The 15119-nt window shown below is 68.0% G+C and carries 12 protein-coding genes; 7 read left to right on the top strand and 5 right to left on the bottom strand.

Annotated features, from left to right (window positions below; genetic code table 11):
• Positions 1-5: 5 nt before the first annotated feature.
• Positions 6-1139, bottom strand: coding sequence for a CE1758 family FMN-dependent luciferase-like monooxygenase (locus tag ACWEOI_RS23060; protein WP_433667155.1), 1134 nt, complete (start codon positions 1137-1139; stop codon positions 6-8).
• Between the two features lie 306 nt (positions 1140-1445).
• Between ACWEOI_RS23060 and ACWEOI_RS23055 the strand changes: the two genes are divergently transcribed.
• The 5 genes from ACWEOI_RS23055 to ACWEOI_RS23035 all read left to right on the top strand — a co-directional run bounded on the left by ACWEOI_RS23055 (position 1446) and on the right by ACWEOI_RS23035 (position 9218).
• Entirely contained in the window at positions 1446-1814 is a 369-nt protein-coding gene (locus tag ACWEOI_RS23055) for a hypothetical protein (RefSeq protein ID WP_433667156.1), read from the top strand.
• A gap of 88 nt (positions 1815-1902) precedes the next feature.
• On the top strand, positions 1903-5121 hold the full coding sequence (locus tag ACWEOI_RS23050) for an ATP-binding protein (protein WP_452360953.1): 3219 nt from the start codon (positions 1903-1905) through the stop codon (positions 5119-5121).
• A gap of 94 nt (positions 5122-5215) precedes the next feature.
• Complete coding sequence (locus tag ACWEOI_RS23045; protein WP_452360952.1) at positions 5216-5596, top strand: nuclear transport factor 2 family protein; 381 nt, start codon at positions 5216-5218, stop codon at positions 5594-5596.
• Positions 5597-5598: 2 nt separating this feature from the next.
• Complete coding sequence (locus tag ACWEOI_RS23040) at positions 5599-7689, top strand: MMPL family transporter (RefSeq protein WP_452360951.1); 2091 nt, start codon at positions 5599-5601, stop codon at positions 7687-7689.
• Positions 7690-7766: 77 nt separating this feature from the next.
• Positions 7767-9218, top strand: a complete 1452-nt coding sequence (locus ACWEOI_RS23035) for a DUF222 domain-containing protein (RefSeq protein ID WP_452360950.1) — start codon at positions 7767-7769, stop codon at positions 9216-9218.
• Between the two features lie 260 nt (positions 9219-9478).
• Here the strand turns inward: ACWEOI_RS23035 and ACWEOI_RS23030 are convergent, their stop codons facing one another.
• Positions 9479-10558, bottom strand: coding sequence for an acyl-CoA dehydrogenase family protein (locus ACWEOI_RS23030; RefSeq protein WP_452360949.1), 1080 nt, complete (start codon positions 10556-10558; stop codon positions 9479-9481).
• A 9-nt stretch (positions 10559-10567) separates the two neighbouring features.
• Entirely contained in the window at positions 10568-11734 is a 1167-nt protein-coding gene (locus tag ACWEOI_RS23025) for an acyl-CoA dehydrogenase family protein (protein ID WP_452360948.1), read from the bottom strand.
• A 119-nt stretch (positions 11735-11853) separates the two neighbouring features.
• Between ACWEOI_RS23025 and ACWEOI_RS23020 the strand changes: the two genes are divergently transcribed.
• Positions 11854-12801 (top strand): patatin-like phospholipase family protein, encoded by a 948-nt coding sequence (locus ACWEOI_RS23020; RefSeq protein ID WP_452360947.1) that lies wholly within the window; start codon positions 11854-11856, stop codon positions 12799-12801.
• Positions 12798-13382, top strand: coding sequence for a QsdR family transcriptional regulator (locus tag ACWEOI_RS23015; protein WP_452360946.1), 585 nt, complete (start codon positions 12798-12800; stop codon positions 13380-13382). The genes ACWEOI_RS23020 and ACWEOI_RS23015 overlap by 4 nt, the downstream gene beginning before the upstream one ends.
• A 1-nt stretch (position 13383) precedes the next feature.
• Here ACWEOI_RS23015 and ACWEOI_RS23010 read toward each other — a convergent pair whose 3' ends face one another.
• Both ACWEOI_RS23010 and ACWEOI_RS23005 read right to left on the bottom strand, forming a co-directional pair.
• The gene (locus ACWEOI_RS23010) at positions 13384-14538 is read right to left on the bottom strand and encodes an alkaline phosphatase family protein (RefSeq protein ID WP_452360945.1); all 1155 of its coding nucleotides are present in this window, start codon (positions 14536-14538) and stop codon (positions 13384-13386) included.
• A gap of 36 nt (positions 14539-14574) precedes the next feature.
• A complete protein-coding gene (locus ACWEOI_RS23005) occupies positions 14575-15036 on the bottom strand; it encodes a hypothetical protein (protein WP_452360944.1) in 462 nt (153 codons plus the stop codon).
• Positions 15037-15119 lie beyond the last annotated feature (83 nt).

Below are 15119 nucleotides of genomic sequence, written 5' to 3'. Positions count from 1 at the left end.
CGGCCTCAGTTCTTTTCGGCGAGCACGCGCTCGCGGGCGGGCTCGACCAGGTGGTGCGGGGCGTCGGGGCCGGCGGCGACCAGCGACGCGTGGGTGGGCGGATCGCTGGGCACGCCGGCGGGGCGGCGGGCCTCGAACTCCTTGCGCAGCACCGGGACCACCTCCTTGCCGAGGATCTCGATCTGCTGCAGCACCATGTCCAGCGGCAGGCCGGCGTGGTCCATCAGGAACAGCTGGCGCTGGTAGTCGCCGACATTGTCGGCGAAGCCCAGGGTGCGTTCGATGACCTGTTCGGGGGTGCCGACGGTGAGCGGGGTCAGTTCGGTGAAGTCCTCCAGCGACGGGCCGTGTCCATAGACGGGCGCGTTGTCGAAGTAGGGCCGGAAGATCTTCTTGGCCTCGGCCTCGGTCTCGGCCATGAACACCTGGCCGCCGAGTCCGACGATGGCCTGTTCAGCCGCGCCGTGCCCGTAGTGCTCGAAGCGGCGGCGGTACAGGGTCACCATCTGCTTGGTGTGCTGCATGTCCCAGAAGATGTTGTTGTGGAAGAAGCCGTCACCGTAATAGGCGGCCTGCTCGGCGATCTCGGGCGAGCGGATGGAGCCGTGCCACACGAACGGCGGGGTGCCGTCCAGCGGCGCGGGGGTGGAGGTGTAGCCCTGCAGCGGGGTGCGGAACTTGCCTTCCCAGTCCACGCGCTGTTCGCGCCACAGGCGGCGCAGCAGGTGGTAGTTCTCGATGGCGAGCGGCAGCCCGTCGCGGATGTCCTTGCCGAACCACGGGTAGACGGGTCCGGTGTTGCCGCGGCCCATCATGACGTCGACGCGGCCGCCGGCCAGGTGCTGCAGCATGGCGAAGTCCTCGGCGATCTTCACCGGATCGTTGGTGGTGATCAGGGTCGTCGCGGTGGACAGCACCAGCTTGTCGGTCTTGGCGGCGACATAGCCGAGCATGGTGGTCGGCGAGGAGGGCACGAAGGGCGGGTTGTGGTGCTCGCCGGTGGCGAACACATCGAGTCCGACCTCCTCCGCCTTGAGGGCGATGGAGACCATGGCCTGGATGCGCTCGGCCTCGCTGGGCGTCCGGCCGGTGGTGGGGTCCATCGTCACGTCGCCGACGCTGAAAATTCCGAACTGCACGGGTCCTCCTCGGGTCGCATCCACATTTGGTGGATATGGCAACCACTTGAACATAGCGGGTGGATGGGGTATTCCTGGGCGCGACGGAGGCGTGATTCGTGCCACTGCGAGCGCCTCGCGGCCACCCCCGCCGAGGGTCCCGAATTCCGGCGGCACCTGCTCCGTTCCGGAGCCGAGGACTGGCCAGTACCCGCAATCCACTTGCGGGTACAGCGAAACACTCAGTAGTGCAAGATCTTTCGAAGTATCCTGAACATTCCCCGCGCAACGCCGGAGATCTCGAGCATGAACAAGGGGGTAGATCCAATGGCGGACAACTCCGTCGGTGCGGCATACGCTGTCGTCGTCACCGCGGTCGCCGATCCGATGCAGGTGGAGGGCCTGGAATGGGATCGTGCGGTGGAATTCCTGCCCAGTATCGATTCGCACGTCCTGAAGTCGTGGGTGCGAGATCAGGAGGCAGGGCCCGACCCACGCCGCGGCGTGGTGATCCCCGGCCCACAGCGCCGCGTCGGCCAGCGACATCCGTACCGGGAGGTGTGCGTCCCCTCGGCCGAATACCAGCTCTTCAGCGCCGCGGTCCGCAGCAACCGCCGCCGCGCCCTCGCCACCGCCTGTGCCGAGGAGGAAGGCCGCCGGCGAACCCGCGTGCTGTCCAGCGCCAACTGCGGCTGACCACACCGCTGCCGGCGCACGGCACCGGACCGCTCGGGGGGTCGAGCGAATATCCGAGCCGAACGTGCCGCCGTGCCACACTCGCGGAGTGCGCATCGCCATCCTGGGCCCGCTGGAAGTAGCGGACGACGCCCGGCCCGTCCCCATCCCGGGAACCCGTCTGCGCGCCCTGTTGATTCGCCTCGCCCTGGAGCCAGGCCGCCCGGTGAGCGTCCCCACCCTGATCGACGACCTGTGGCCCGAAGCGGCGCCCAAGCGCCCCGAACACGCACTGCAAGAGCTGGTTTCCCGCCTCCGCCGCACCCTGCCCGCCGACGTCCCGCTCCGCGCGGCCGCGGGCGGCTACCTCCTCGACATCGCCGCCCTCTCGGTCGACGCCCACCGCTTCGAGCGCCTGGTCCGCGGCGGCGTCCTGCGCCTCGACCGCGGTGACCGGGCCGCCATTCCCCAACTGCGCGAAGCCCTCTCCCTCTGGCGCGGCCCGGCCCTCTCCGACGTATCGGCCCTGCCATTCGCCGCCGCGGCCGCCACCCACCTCGACGAGCTCCGCCTGACCGCCACCGAATCAGCGCTGGCCGCCGAACTCTCCATCCGCCCCGGCGATCCCCTCCTCATCACCGAACTGACCGGCCTCCTGACCGCCCACCCGCTCCGAGAACGCCCCCGCCTGCTCCACATTCAGGCCCTCCACGCCGCGGGCCGCACACCCGAAGCCCTGACTTCGTACGACCACTACCGGACCCTGCTCGCCACCGAACTCGGCACGGACCCCAGCCCCGAGCTCGCGGACCTGCACCTGAAACTCCTCCGAGGTGAGCGGCCGACCCGGACCACAGCCCCGAGTCCGGCTGTGCGGCTCCGGGTTCCGCTGACGAGCTTCATCGGGCGTGAGCGCGACCTGACCGAGGTGGTGAAGCGGGTCGGAGATTCGCGGCTGGTCACATTGGTGGGGCCGGGCGGTGCGGGGAAGACGCGCCTGGCGGTGGCCGTGGCGGCAGAACTGGGCGGGCAGGTCGCGGGCCAGGTTGACCGTGCGACGGGCAGCCGGTTCGCGGGTGGCGTTGGGTTGGTGGAATTGGCGGCGGTGAGTGATTCCTCGGATCTGCCGCAGGCTGTGGCCGGGTCGCTGGGGGTGGCGTTGTCGCGGACGGCGGAGCCGTCCGGGGGTGATCCGGTGGGGCTGCTGGCGGAGGGATTGCCGACTGCGCCGATGCTGCTGGTACTGGACAACTGCGAGCATCTCGTCGACGGTGTGGCCCGCTTCGTGGAGGACCTGCTCGGGCGGGTGCCGGCGCTGCGGATCCTCGCGACGAGTCGTCAGCCGCTGGGGATCAGCGGGGAAACGCTGTGGGAGACCGCGCCGTTAGCGGTGCCGCCGACTGATTCGGTTGAGGTCGCGGATTTTCCGTCGGTTCGGCTGTTCCTGGATCGCGCGAGGGCGGTCCGTGCTGATCTCGCGCCGACGGAGGGTGTGCTCGAGACGGTCGCCGAGATCTGCCGTCACCTGGACGGGTTGCCTCTGGCATTGGAGCTCGCGGCCGCGAAGCTGCGGGTCATGCCGCTGCCGGTGCTTCGTGACCGGCTCGATGATCGATTCACCGTGCTGGCGGGCGGAAGCCGCACCGCGCTCCCCCGCCACCGCACGCTGCGGGCCGTATTGGATTGGGATTGGGAGCTTCTCCTCGAGGAGGAGCGCACCGCCCTCGCCCGCCTGTCGGTCTTTCCCGCGCCCTTCACCCCCGCTGCCGCCGAGGGGCTCGGTGTGGCCACGTCCGAAATCGAAGCGCTGCTGGACAAATCACTGGTGCAGCTCGTCGACGTCCTGATCGCCGACCCCGCCCTCCCCACTCCGCGACCGCGCTACCGAATGCTCGAGTCGGTCCGCGCCTACAGTCGCGAGCACCTCACGGCCCGAGGCGAACTGGACTCGACCAGATCCGCCCACGCCGCCTACCACCTGGCCCTCGCCGAAGCCGCCCACCCGCATCTGCGCGGCCGCACCCAACTCCCCTGGCTCCGGCTCCTCGACGCCCACCACGATCACCTGATCGCCGCCCTCCGCTTCGCCCACGAGTCCGCCGACACCGGCACCGCGTCCCGCCTGGGCTCGGCCCTCGGCATGTACTGGGCCCTGCACGCCAATCACACCGACGCCGTCCGCCTCCTACGCCCGATCCTCGAACTCCCGACCACCCACCCCCATCCCCCACTGGCCGCAGCCTTCGCCCTGCATTCCCTGCTCGCCGCCCAAGCCACCGAACTGACCACGGCCACCGACCACATCCGCCGCTGGACAGCGGAATCAGCTTCGGGTTCGGCCGGATCGGTGACCGCGGATGGGGCAGCGGAGTTGGCTCTGGCGCTGGTGGAGTTGGCAGGCGAGCGAGTCGATGTGGGGCTCGGGGTGGTGGAGCCGTGGCTGGGGCATTCCGATGCGTGGACTCGGGGGATGTTCTGGTTGGTGCGGTCGTTCCTGCACGCCAATGAGTCCGGGGTGGCGCGGTTGGACGCGGATCTGCGGATGGCGGCGGAGTGTTTCGAGGAGGCCGGGGAGCGGTGGGGTTGGTCCACCGCGTTGACGTATCTGGCGTTCACGCGGGCCGCGCTCGGGGATTTCGGCGGGGCCGAGGAGGCGATGGCGTCGGCGTTGGTCGCGGCGGAGGAGCTGGGCAGGCCGGTGGCGCTGCGGGTGTGGCTGGTGATGATCCGCTTGCATTCGGGCGAGGTGGAGGCGGCGCGGACCGATCTGAGTGCGCTGGCCGAGGAGACGCTGTCCGCCGGGGACACCGTCATGACCCAGCTGCTCGCGGCGGATGTCGCCCGGTTCGATGGAGATCTGGCCGAGTCTGCGCGCTGTTTGCGGCGGGTCGAGTCCGATCTCGGCCGGGCCGTGGGCGAGGACCGCTCGTACCGTGCGATGTTCGGGCTGCGAATGGGCTTGCTGCGTGCGGCCGAAGGCAGCACCGCCGCAGCCGCCACCCACTGTTCGGACGCGTGGGCGAACGCCATGGCCATCCGCGACCTGCCGTTAGCCGCCGAAGTTGCGGTCGGCGTAGCCCGGCTGTGCCTGGCAGCCGGGGCGGCGGAAGCGTCGGCCCAGGCGCTGGGCGCCGCTCATGCGTTGCGTGGCGCTCCGGATGCCAGCTATCCCGACATCGTGGCACTCCGAACGGAATTGGCAGCAGCCCTGGGCGATGTTCACGCGACTGCCGCTTACGAACAGGCCCGGGTCCTCACCCGCGACGAGGCGCTGGTGACGGTCGAAACCTGCCTTCGGACGGCGAGCGACATCAGCTCGAACACCTGAGGTTCATACGCAGCACGGCTGATGTGAGTGCCGAGTGAATGCGTGTGAGCGCGATGTGAACTCGCTGTGAGCGCCGCCCCGCAGTGTGGGCCGCATGCGAAACGACTCCGATCTGCACGAGTTCCTCACCGCCTATCCCCACGACATGGCGTTCAGCCCCGACGACCCGTCCACCGTGGTCGACCGCTGGTTCACCCCCGACATCGACTACCGCAACGACGGCCTCCACCTGAACCGCCAGTCCTTGATCGCCCACGCCCGCCCGGCTCGCAAGAACGCCGAATCCGTGCGGGTCCGCATCCATCGAGCCTTGCTGTCCGGTGACAGCATCGCGGCCCACTACACAATGTTCGCGACCCTCCGCACGACCGGTCCGACCGCCACCGAAGTGTGCATGATCGGCCGCCTGTCCCCCGACGGACGCATCGAGCGGATCGATCAGCTCACCCGCTCCGTGCCGGTGGAGGGCGAGTAACCGTGCGATCCCTCCTATCTGCGCCGATCCTGCGGCGAATCGCCTTGGCCGCCATCGTCTTCTGGGTGGCCGCGCTCGTCGCCACCGGTGGTCTGGCGGGCAAGCTCGGCGGGGCGGAGAAGAACGACGCCACCACCTGGCTGCCGAAGAGTGCCGAGTCGACGAAGGTCTCCGAGCTGACCGGAAAGTTCATCGGGTCCGATGTGTACCCGGCGGTGGTCGTCTACGAGCGGGGCGACGCGGTGTCGAGCCCCACCGCGCGGGCGCGAGCGGAGTCGGACGCTCAGCGGTTCGCGACGCTGCCACAGGTGCGTGGTCCGGTCCCGGAGCCCGTGGAGTCGGAAGACGGCAAGGCGATCCAAGTCGTGGTCCCGATCTCGGTGGGCGTCAAGGGAGTCACGGACGCCCTGCCGACGGTGCGATCGATCCGCGACATCGTCTCCGATGCGGGGATGAGCGTGCACGTCACCGGACCTGCGGGTTACGGGGCCGATTCGGCGGACGCGTTCTCCGCGGTGAACTCGACACTGTTGTACGTGACCATCGCGATCGTCATAGCGATCTTGCTGGTCACCTACCGCAGCCCGGTGCTGTGGCTGCTGCCGCTGGTGTGCGTGGGTGTGGCCTTGACGGTCGCGCAGGGGCTGATCTACGTCCTGGCGGCGCACGCGGGCCTGACGGTCAACAGTGACACGGAATTCCTGCTGACCGTCCTGGTCTTCGGCGCGGGCACGGATTACGCACTGCTGCTCACGGCACGCTATCGAGAGGAGTTGCGGCGCACGGAGAATCGTCACGCGGCCATGGCCACGGCCATCCGCCGCGCCGGACCCGCGATCGCCGCGAGTGCGATCACCGTCGCCCTGAGCCTCTTGTGCCTGGTGGTGGCCGATCTGAACTCGACGAAGAGCCTGGGCCCGGTGATGGCGACGGGAGTACTGGTCAGCTTCGCAGTGCTCACCACCCTGTACCCGGCCCTGCTCGTGCTGTGCGGACGGTGGATATTCTGGCCCGCCGCAGCGCGTTTCGGCGATCCCGAACCGGCCGGAAGTCGTCGAGGGAACCGCCTCGAACGCTTGATCACCTCCCGTCCGCGAAGGGTCTGGCAGGTCACCGCGGCGGTGCTGGCGTTCCTCTCCCTGGGGTTGTTCGGATTGCACGCGTCCGGATTGCGGGCGCAGGACACCTTCCGAAACCGCCCTGATGCCGTGGTCGGCGAACAGGTTCTGCTCGAGCATTTCCCGGGCGGGTCCGGCGACCCGGTACAGATCATCGGACCGGCAACGGATGCGGATCGCCTGCGGGACCTGGCTTCGGGGGTTCCCGGTGTGGTGTCGGTGTCGGCTCCCGTTCGCGCGGATGGCCTCGCCTACTTGGAGGCGACGACGGCCGATGTCACCGGTAGCGATGCGGCGTTCGCAACCGTCGAACATCTCCGCTCCGCGGTGCACGCAGTACCTGATGCCATGGTCGGCGGCAGTAGCGCCGTCGCACTCGACACCCTCGAATCCGCGCGCCACGACCGCAATGTGGTTGTGCCCCTGGTCTTGTCCGTCGTCTTCGTGATCATGGCGCTGCTGCTTCGAGCCTTGGTGGCCCCCGCGGTGGTTCTGGCCACTGTGGTCCTGTCGTTGGCCGCTGCTCTCGGCGTCAGCGCGCTGGTGTTCGACAAGGTGCTCGATTTCGCCGGGGCTGACCCGTCATTCCCGCTGTGGTCCTTCGTGTTTCTGATCAGCCTGGGAATCGACTACAGCATCTTCTTGATGGCCAGGATCCGAGAGGAGACCGCGAACCATGACACCGCTACGGCAACGGTGATCGCGGTGCGCACCACCAGTGGAACGATCACCGCTGCGGGGGTGGTGCTGGCCGGGACGTTCGCGGCATTGCTCACGCTGCCTTTGGTTTTCGCGGCGGAGATCGGGTTCGCGGTCGCGTTCGGCGTACTGCTGGATACCTTCGTGGTGCGGACCGTGTTGGTGCCGGCGCTTGCGATCGATTTGGGTGAGCGCATGTGGTGGCCTCGACGCACCCGATTCGGTTCACGGAAAGAGGATGAAGTTTCCGATCCGATTGTGAAGCAGACTATTTAATCAATTCAATCTGAAATACTCAGACGCACTGGACATTTCGGGTTCCATGGGCGATCAAGCGGGAGTAAAATGGAGGCATGGATTCGAATGGGGTGACACTCGACGACTGCGGTATCGCTGAACTGGCGGCCGCGGTCTCGACCCTGTCGGAATCCATTCAGGGTGGGAAGATGTCGGAGTTTTCCGACGAGGATATTGTGACGTTGATGCAGAGGATTGAAACCTGCAAGCGTCAGCTCGCCGCGTTGGATACTCCGCTGATTGTCGAAGCGGGAGAGCGTTCGCTGCATTCACGTAGCGGGGCCGGGAAGATGGTGCCGTTCCTGCGCCACACCCTCGGGCTCTCCCGTTACGACGCGTCGGTGCGGGTGAAGATCACCCACCACTGCGGGGAATTCGTGCAGCAGACAGGGCACGTCGCACCACCGGTATTGCCGGTGACTGCCGAAGTCTTTGCTGCGGGCGAGATCTCGCGTGATCACGTGCGTCACATCATGGACGTGATGAACCACCTGCCCGTCGACGTGCCTGCTGAAGCGCGGGCCGAAGCCGAGCAGATCCTGGTCGACTACTCGCGCAACGGGTGGCCCGATGACTTGTTGAAGATCGGGCGCGACATCCTCGCCCGCTTGGATCCAGATGGGAAAGTCGTCTCCGACGCTGACCGTCGCCGCCGTCGCGCGATCACGCTGTGTCGCCCGGGTGTGGACGGGATGAGCCGGATCGAAGGGTGGATCACCCCTGAGCTGCGTGCCTGCCTGGATGCGGTGTTCGCGAAGCTCGCGCGGCCCGGGATGTGCAATGTCGAAGACCCTGAAAGCCCTTCCGCCATGGGTGGGTTCATCGCCGACAGTGTGCTCGATGCTGCCGCGCGTCGTGATCGTCGCGATGCCGGGCAGCGGACCCACGACGCTTTGCTGGCGTTGGTGCAGCCGGGTGTGAACATGCGGACCCTGGGCATGCACCGTGGCCTGCCCGTCGAGGTCGTGCTCACCATGAGCCTCACCGACCTCGAAAACGGCACCGGCGTCGCAACCACCGCCTCCGGGACCCAGATCTCCATCAACGAAGCCTTGAAGATGGCCGAAGGGACCCGACCGGTGATCGCGGTCCTCGACGGCAACGGAATGCCGCTGTTCCTGCGCCGCTCCCGCCGCACCGCCAACCGCGCCCAACGCCTCGCGCTCCTCGCCCGCGACAAGGGATGCACTCGACCGGGTTGTGAACAACCCGCCAACATGTGCGCCGCCCACCACATCACCGACTGGGCCACAGGCGGGCCGACCGACATCAACAACCTGACCTTGGCGTGCGACCACTGCCACGCGCTGGTCAACGACAGCCCCGATGGCTGGAAAACCGTTGTGATGAGTAAAGACTCGCCCCACCCCGGCCGGACAGGGTGGATTGCACCGAAGAGTGTTAATCCCACCGGCACCCCACGCGTCAACGACCGCCATCACGTGGGGCAGGCGATCGCCGCCGCCATCGATTCCAGCTGCCCAACGTGGCGCTCACGGGCAGCATGACACCCGGCTGCTCGTGTCCTGCCGGCGTGCGCAAAGCAACGCAGAGTGTGGTCACCTCACCTGCCCTGCCGCACCGGGGCTGACGCCGGGCTGGGATCCGCTACCCGCCGACCCCAGCCCACAGACTGCACGCATCACCTACCAGAGACCAACCGCTGCGGCGTCTTGTTCTCTTCGGCTCTTCGTTCTTTTGTCTTTTCTTCTCTTCTCCAGGCGTCTTTTATCTTTGTGTCTCTCTTATCTTTTGGTCGTGTAGATCTTCAGATCTCGACCATCTGATAGTCAGCCACATGACTACCGAGGAACCGCAAGTGATCGGTGGAGTCCCCCAGCGTGTGCTCGATGGCGTTCAACCGCGCGGTGTAGTGCCCAACCGGATACTCATCAGTCATCCCGATCCCACCATGCATCTGAATCGCCTCCTGCCCGATGTGCCTGGCAGACCGCCCGATCCGCAACTTGGCCCGAGAAACAACCATCGGATCGACAACCCCATCGGCCAGCGACATGGACGCATACATACTCATCCCCCGCGCCAGCTCCAGCGACACATACATATCAGCAGCACGCTGAGTCAGCGTCTGGAACGTACGCAACGGCACACCGAACTGCTTACGAGTCTTCAGGTACTCGGCCGTCAACCGCAGCGACTCCTCCATCGCCCCGATCGCTTCGGCACACAACGCAGCCTGAGCAGCGGCGATGGCGGCACCAATGGCATCGGAGGCATCAGCCACGTCGCCGAGCAGTTCCGCAGCAGCCCCCTCGAATTCGATGTCCGCACCATGCCGCCCGTCGTGGGTGGTGTACGACCGCAGCCGCACCCCCGGGTCGGAGGGCGTCACCAGGAACAGCCCGACACCGGCGTCATGCGCAGCACTGACGATCAGAACGTCCGCCTGGTCACCGTAGGAAACCGGGTGCTTGCGTCCGGTGATCCGCCACCCGTCGCCTTCGGGAACCGCTCGAGTGTCGGTATCGGCGGCAGGCCAGCGCAGTCCCGGCTCACCATGGGCGAAAGCAAGTTTCAGCTGCCCTTCGGCAACGCGAGGCAGCAGACCCTTGCGCTGGACATCGCTGCCGACGGCCGAGATGAGCGCTCCGGGCAGCAGCGCGCAGTCGAGGATCGGTTCGGTGGCCAGAGCGCGCCCGATCTCGGTCATGACCAGCATGGCTTCGATGGGTCCGGCGCCCATGCCGCCGTCTGCCTCATCGAAGGTCAGGCCGAGCAGCCCGATGTCGGCGAAGGTGGCCCATCGTTCGGTGTCGCGTCCGCGGGCGAGCAGGTCCCGCACGGTGTCGCGCAGCATTTCCTGTTCGGGGGTGAGATCGAAATCCATGGTGCTGCCTCACAGTCCGAGGATCGTCGAGGCGATGATGCCGCGCTGCACCTCGTTGGATCCTCCGTAGATCGATGTCTTGCGATAGTTCAGGTAGGTGGCGGTGCTGCGGCGCGCCCAGTCGGCGTTCGACTCGTCCTCGCGGGCAATCGAATCCGGTCCGGCGATGTCGACCAAGAGTTCGGTGACGGCCTGCTGGAGCTCGGTGCCGCGCAGTTTGAGGATGGACGACACCGGGTTGGGTTTGCCGTCGGCGGATCCGGCGGCGACCCGTAGTTGCACGAGTTCCAGTGCCAGCAACTCGTTTTCGAGTTCGGCGAGCCGGGTGGCGAACAGTGGATCGTCGAGCAGGGTGCGTTCGCCGAGGCGGGTCTGCTTGGCGTGTTCCTTGGCGAGCCACAACCGCACCTTGGTCTGGCCGACGGCGGCGATGCCGGTGCGTTCGTTGCCGAGCAGGAATTTGGCGTAGGTCCAGCCCTGGTTCTCCTCGCCGACGAGCTGGTCGGCGGGCACCCGGACGTTCTCCAGGAACACCTCGTTGACCTCGTGGCCGCCGTCGATGAGCTTGATGGGCCGCACGGTCACGCCCGGGGTGTCGAGCGGGAACAGGAACATGGAGATGCCCGCCTGCTTCTTGGGGGCGTCGGGATCGGTGCGGGCCAGGCAGAAGATCCAGTCGGCGAACTGCGCGCCGGTGGTCCAGGTCTTCTGGCCGTTGATCACATAGCTGTCGCCGTCGCGTACGGCGACGGTGCGCAGGGAGGCGAGGTCGGAGCCGGCTTCGGGTTCGGAGAAGCCCTGGCACCACCAGATGTCGAGGTTGGCGGTGGCGGGCAGGAACCGCGCCTTGAGTTCCTCGGAGCCGAAGTGCGCGATGACCGGCCCGATCATATTGGTGTTGAAGGTGAGCGGTTCCGGCACCGAGGCGAGCTGCATCTCCTCGTGCCACAGGTGCCGCTGGATCGGGGTCCAGTCCTTGCCGCCCCAGGCCACCGGCCAGTTCGGGGTGGCGAGCCCGTGCGCGTTGAGGATGCGCTGGGTGGTGACGAGGTCGTCCTTGGACAGTTCCTGTCCGTGCCGATGCCGGTTGCGGATGTCGGCCGGGATTTCGCTCCGAAAGAACGTGCGCAGCTCGTCGCGGAAGGCGAGCTCGTCGTCGGTGAGCGCTAGTTGCATGCGTTGACCTCCAGTTTCGTGGTTACCCACGCCATCGGCGGAAATGATACACAGACATAGCCGTGTCTCAAATAGGGTCGTATACTCGACGGTCGACCGGCCCCTCGAAAGGAGCACCCTTGTCCGATCACGACCTCGGCGTCGGCGAACTCATCGCCCGCCGGCACCGCGAGGACAGCGTCCCCGGTCGCCGCACCGATCGCCATCGCCTCGCACTCGTCATCGAGGGCGGCTCCTCGCGTGGGGCGTACTCGCACGGAATGGCCATGGCCATCGAGGAATTGGGCGTGCTGTCCTGCTTCGACGCGGTGTACGGGGCTTCGGCGGGCGCGTTGAACGCGGCCTGGCTGCTGTGCGGTCGAGCGGTGGATTCGCGGCGGGCCTGGAATCCCGAGGTGATCAACCGTGTGATCAGTCCGGCGCGGGCATTGCGCGGCGGCAAGGTGGTGGACACCGATTATCTGGTGCACACCGTGTACGAGCGGATCGTGCCCATGGATTTCCCGGCGATCCTGGCCAATGCCATCACCTTCCACCCCATCGCCACCGACGCCGACACCGGCGTGGCCGTCGACCTGCATCCGGAACTCAGCGATGTGCGCTCGGTGCAGACGGCGCTGCGGGCCTCGACCTGCCTGCCGATCCTGGCGGGGCGGCCGGTGCGGATCGGGGCGCGTCGGTTCGTGGACGCGGGGCTGTCGGAATCCGTGCCGGTGCGAACGGCGTTGGCGCAGGGCGCGACCCGGGTGCTGGTGCTGCGCACCCGCCGGGACGACGAGGCCATGCGGCCCCCGTCTACGGTGGAGTCGCGGGTGGTGGCGCGTTTCCTGTCTCGCCACGCGCCCGGGACCGTCGGGCCGTGGCTCGCGCGGGTCGAGCGACATCACAGCGACGAGCGCGATTTCGCCTCCGACCCGGCCGTGCTGCAGATCCGCCCGCCGCGCGACGCACCCGATATCGGCCGCATCGATCGTGACCCCGAGGTACTGCGGACGGCCCTCATCCTGGGACGCGCGGCGACCGCGCGCACGCTGTCGGAGTTCCTGGCTCCTAAGCTGTCCGCGTGACGCGAGCGGAGGGAACGAGAGCGCCGGGCCGACCGGCGTCGGCGAGTCGGGACGATGTGCTCGAGGCGTCCATCGCCGTGTTCCTGGAGGGAAAACGGCTGGACGTCAATGCCATTGCCGCGCAGCTCGGGGTGGGGCGGGCGAGCATCTACCGCTGGTTCGGCTCCCGCGACGGCCTGCTCGGCGCGGCCGTCGCGCGGCAGCTGGAGAAGGTGGTGGCCCTGGCCGACCGCCGCACCCGCGGCACCGGCGGGGAGCGGCTCGCCGCGGTGCTGGACCGGACCATCGACCTGCTGGTCGCCAATGACGCGCTGCGCGCCTACTTCGACAACGAGTCCACCGCCGCCCTGCGCCTGATCACGCGCGGTGACGGGACCGTGCACCAGACCGCGGTGAGCATCGTCGAGCGGCACATCGAGCGCGCGCAATCGGAGGGCTACCAGCCGCCGATCGAACAGGACACCCTCGCCTACGCCCTGGTCCGGCTGTGGGAGGCGTTCCTCTACAACGATGCCGTGGCCGGCTTCCGCGGTGACGTGGACCGCCTGCGCAAGGTCCAGAACGCGCTGCTGCGAACCTGATTCAGAGGTTCGCGATGAGCGGGACGAGCTGTTCGGCGGAGGTGCGGGCCCCGTGGTGGCCCAGCAGCGCGGATTCCAGGGGTTCGAGGGCGGGCCGGATCAGCGCGGTCTGGTTCTCGGCCACGGCGATGAGATCGCCGATGCGGTGGGCGATCACGGGTGTCGGCGGGGTCGGCCCGAACCAGCTCTCGTCGAGGGCTTGTTCGCGGGAGACAACGGTGGCGTGCGGCGACAGTTCCGCGGTCCACGCCGCGCGGACATCGGCCAGGGCGTCGGGGTGTTCGAGATAGACGTGCCGCACCCGCGCCTCACCGCCGATCAGGCGGACGCCCCGATGCAGGGCGGGTAGCGCGTCGAGGTCGATCGCGTTGTCCACGTGGATCATTCCGTGATCGCCGGTGATCAGCAGTGTGCAGCTGGACGGCAGGTCCGCGAGCAGGTCGGCCACCGCGGCGTCGATCTCGGCGAGCACCGCCAGCCACTGCGGCGATTCGGGGCCGTACAGATGCCCGTTGGCGTCGAGGTCGGCGAAGTAGGCGTACGCGAACCGCGACGTCGTCCCGGAATGCTGTGCGACAGCGAGGATTCCGGCGCGCAGATCGTCGAGGTTCGAGGCCGGGTGCAGGGTGCCCGGGGCGCGGAAGGCGGCGCGGGTCAGCCCCGACGCGCGCTGGTAGCCGGGGATCACGTAGTGCGGTTCGATCCCGTGGGCGGCCAGGTCCTCGAGCCGGCTGGCCTGCGGCTGCACCGATTCCGGCGGGTAGGCCTCGACGGCGGTGTCGCCGGTGGCGCTGTCGAGGGTCCAGCGCAGCGAGTTCAGCAGCCGCACCCCGTCGCCTTCGGGCAGCGCGAAGCTGTAGCCGATGATGCCGTGGGTGGCGCAGGGCGCGCCGAGCGCGAGGCTGGTCAGGCTGGTCGAGGTGGTGGCCGGAAAGCCCGCGGTGAGCGTGGTGCGGACGTGGGCGGCGAGGGTGGGCGCGAGGTCGCGGTGGCGGGCCAGCAGTTCCGCGCCGAGGCCGTCGATGAGCAGCACCACGACGTCCCGATTGGGCGCGATGGCCAGCGGATTCGGCTGATCGAGTCCGAAAGAGGCGGCGACGGAGGGCAGGATGTCGGCGAGTGTGTGCGGACCGACCCCCGCGGGTGTACCGGGCATGAATCGACTCTATTGGGCCAACGGTGGGTTTCGAGATCAGAATCCCGGCGGCGGGGGCAGGCGGCGTTCGCGCGGGACGAGCAGGAGCAGCAGGGACAGCAGCAGTCCCCCGGCGACCAGGTACAGCCCCCAGGTGCCGGAGAGCAGGTGGCGGTAGTCGGTGCGGAGTTCATGGTCGAAGCGCTGGTCGAGTCGCCAGCCCAGGACGCCGAGCCCGGCCAGTCCGGCCAGCACGCCGATCCAGCCCACGATGCGGGACCCGGTCAGCGCGGCCACCAGCACCACCGCCGCCGCGCCCAGCAGTCCGATGGCCAGCGAGGTGACGAAGCTCCCCGACTGCGCCCCGATCTGACCCATGGTCCGACCTTGCTCGAAGCCGTTACGCAGGTCGGTGAACTGAACATTCCGTGCGTCGACCGTGCCGATGAGCGGACCGAAGACCCCGACCGCCACCGCGACGGCGGCGGCGAACAGCAGTAAGTGAACGAAAGTGCGCATACTCCACGGTATTGCGCGGGCGGTCCCCCGGCACGCGATCGAACCTTACGGTCCGAAACACACCGGAGGACCGGCGGATGAAC

It is taken from the genome of Nocardia sp. NPDC004340 (assembly GCF_053602575.1).
This window is presented reverse-complemented; position numbering and strand designations above follow the sequence as displayed.

What these genes read in the sequence shown, in the direction of transcription:
- ACWEOI_RS23035 (WP_452360950.1), top strand. Translation starts at nt 7,767, where the DNA reads ATGGATTCGAATGGGGTGACACTCGACGACTGCGGTATCGCTGAACTG.
- ACWEOI_RS23005 (WP_452360944.1), bottom strand. Translation starts at nt 15,036, where the DNA reads ATGCGCACTTTCGTTCACTTACTGCTGTTCGCCGCCGCCGTCGCGGTG.
- ACWEOI_RS23030 (WP_452360949.1), bottom strand. Translation starts at nt 10,558, where the DNA reads ATGGATTTCGATCTCACCCCCGAACAGGAAATGCTGCGCGACACCGTG.
- ACWEOI_RS23025 (WP_452360948.1), bottom strand. Translation starts at nt 11,734, where the DNA reads ATGCAACTAGCGCTCACCGACGACGAGCTCGCCTTCCGCGACGAGCTG.
- ACWEOI_RS23055 (WP_433667156.1), top strand. Translation starts at nt 1,446, where the DNA reads ATGGCGGACAACTCCGTCGGTGCGGCATACGCTGTCGTCGTCACCGCG.
- ACWEOI_RS23010 (WP_452360945.1), bottom strand. Translation starts at nt 14,538, where the DNA reads ATGCCCGGTACACCCGCGGGGGTCGGTCCGCACACACTCGCCGACATC.
- ACWEOI_RS23045 (WP_452360952.1), top strand. Translation starts at nt 5,216, where the DNA reads ATGCGAAACGACTCCGATCTGCACGAGTTCCTCACCGCCTATCCCCAC.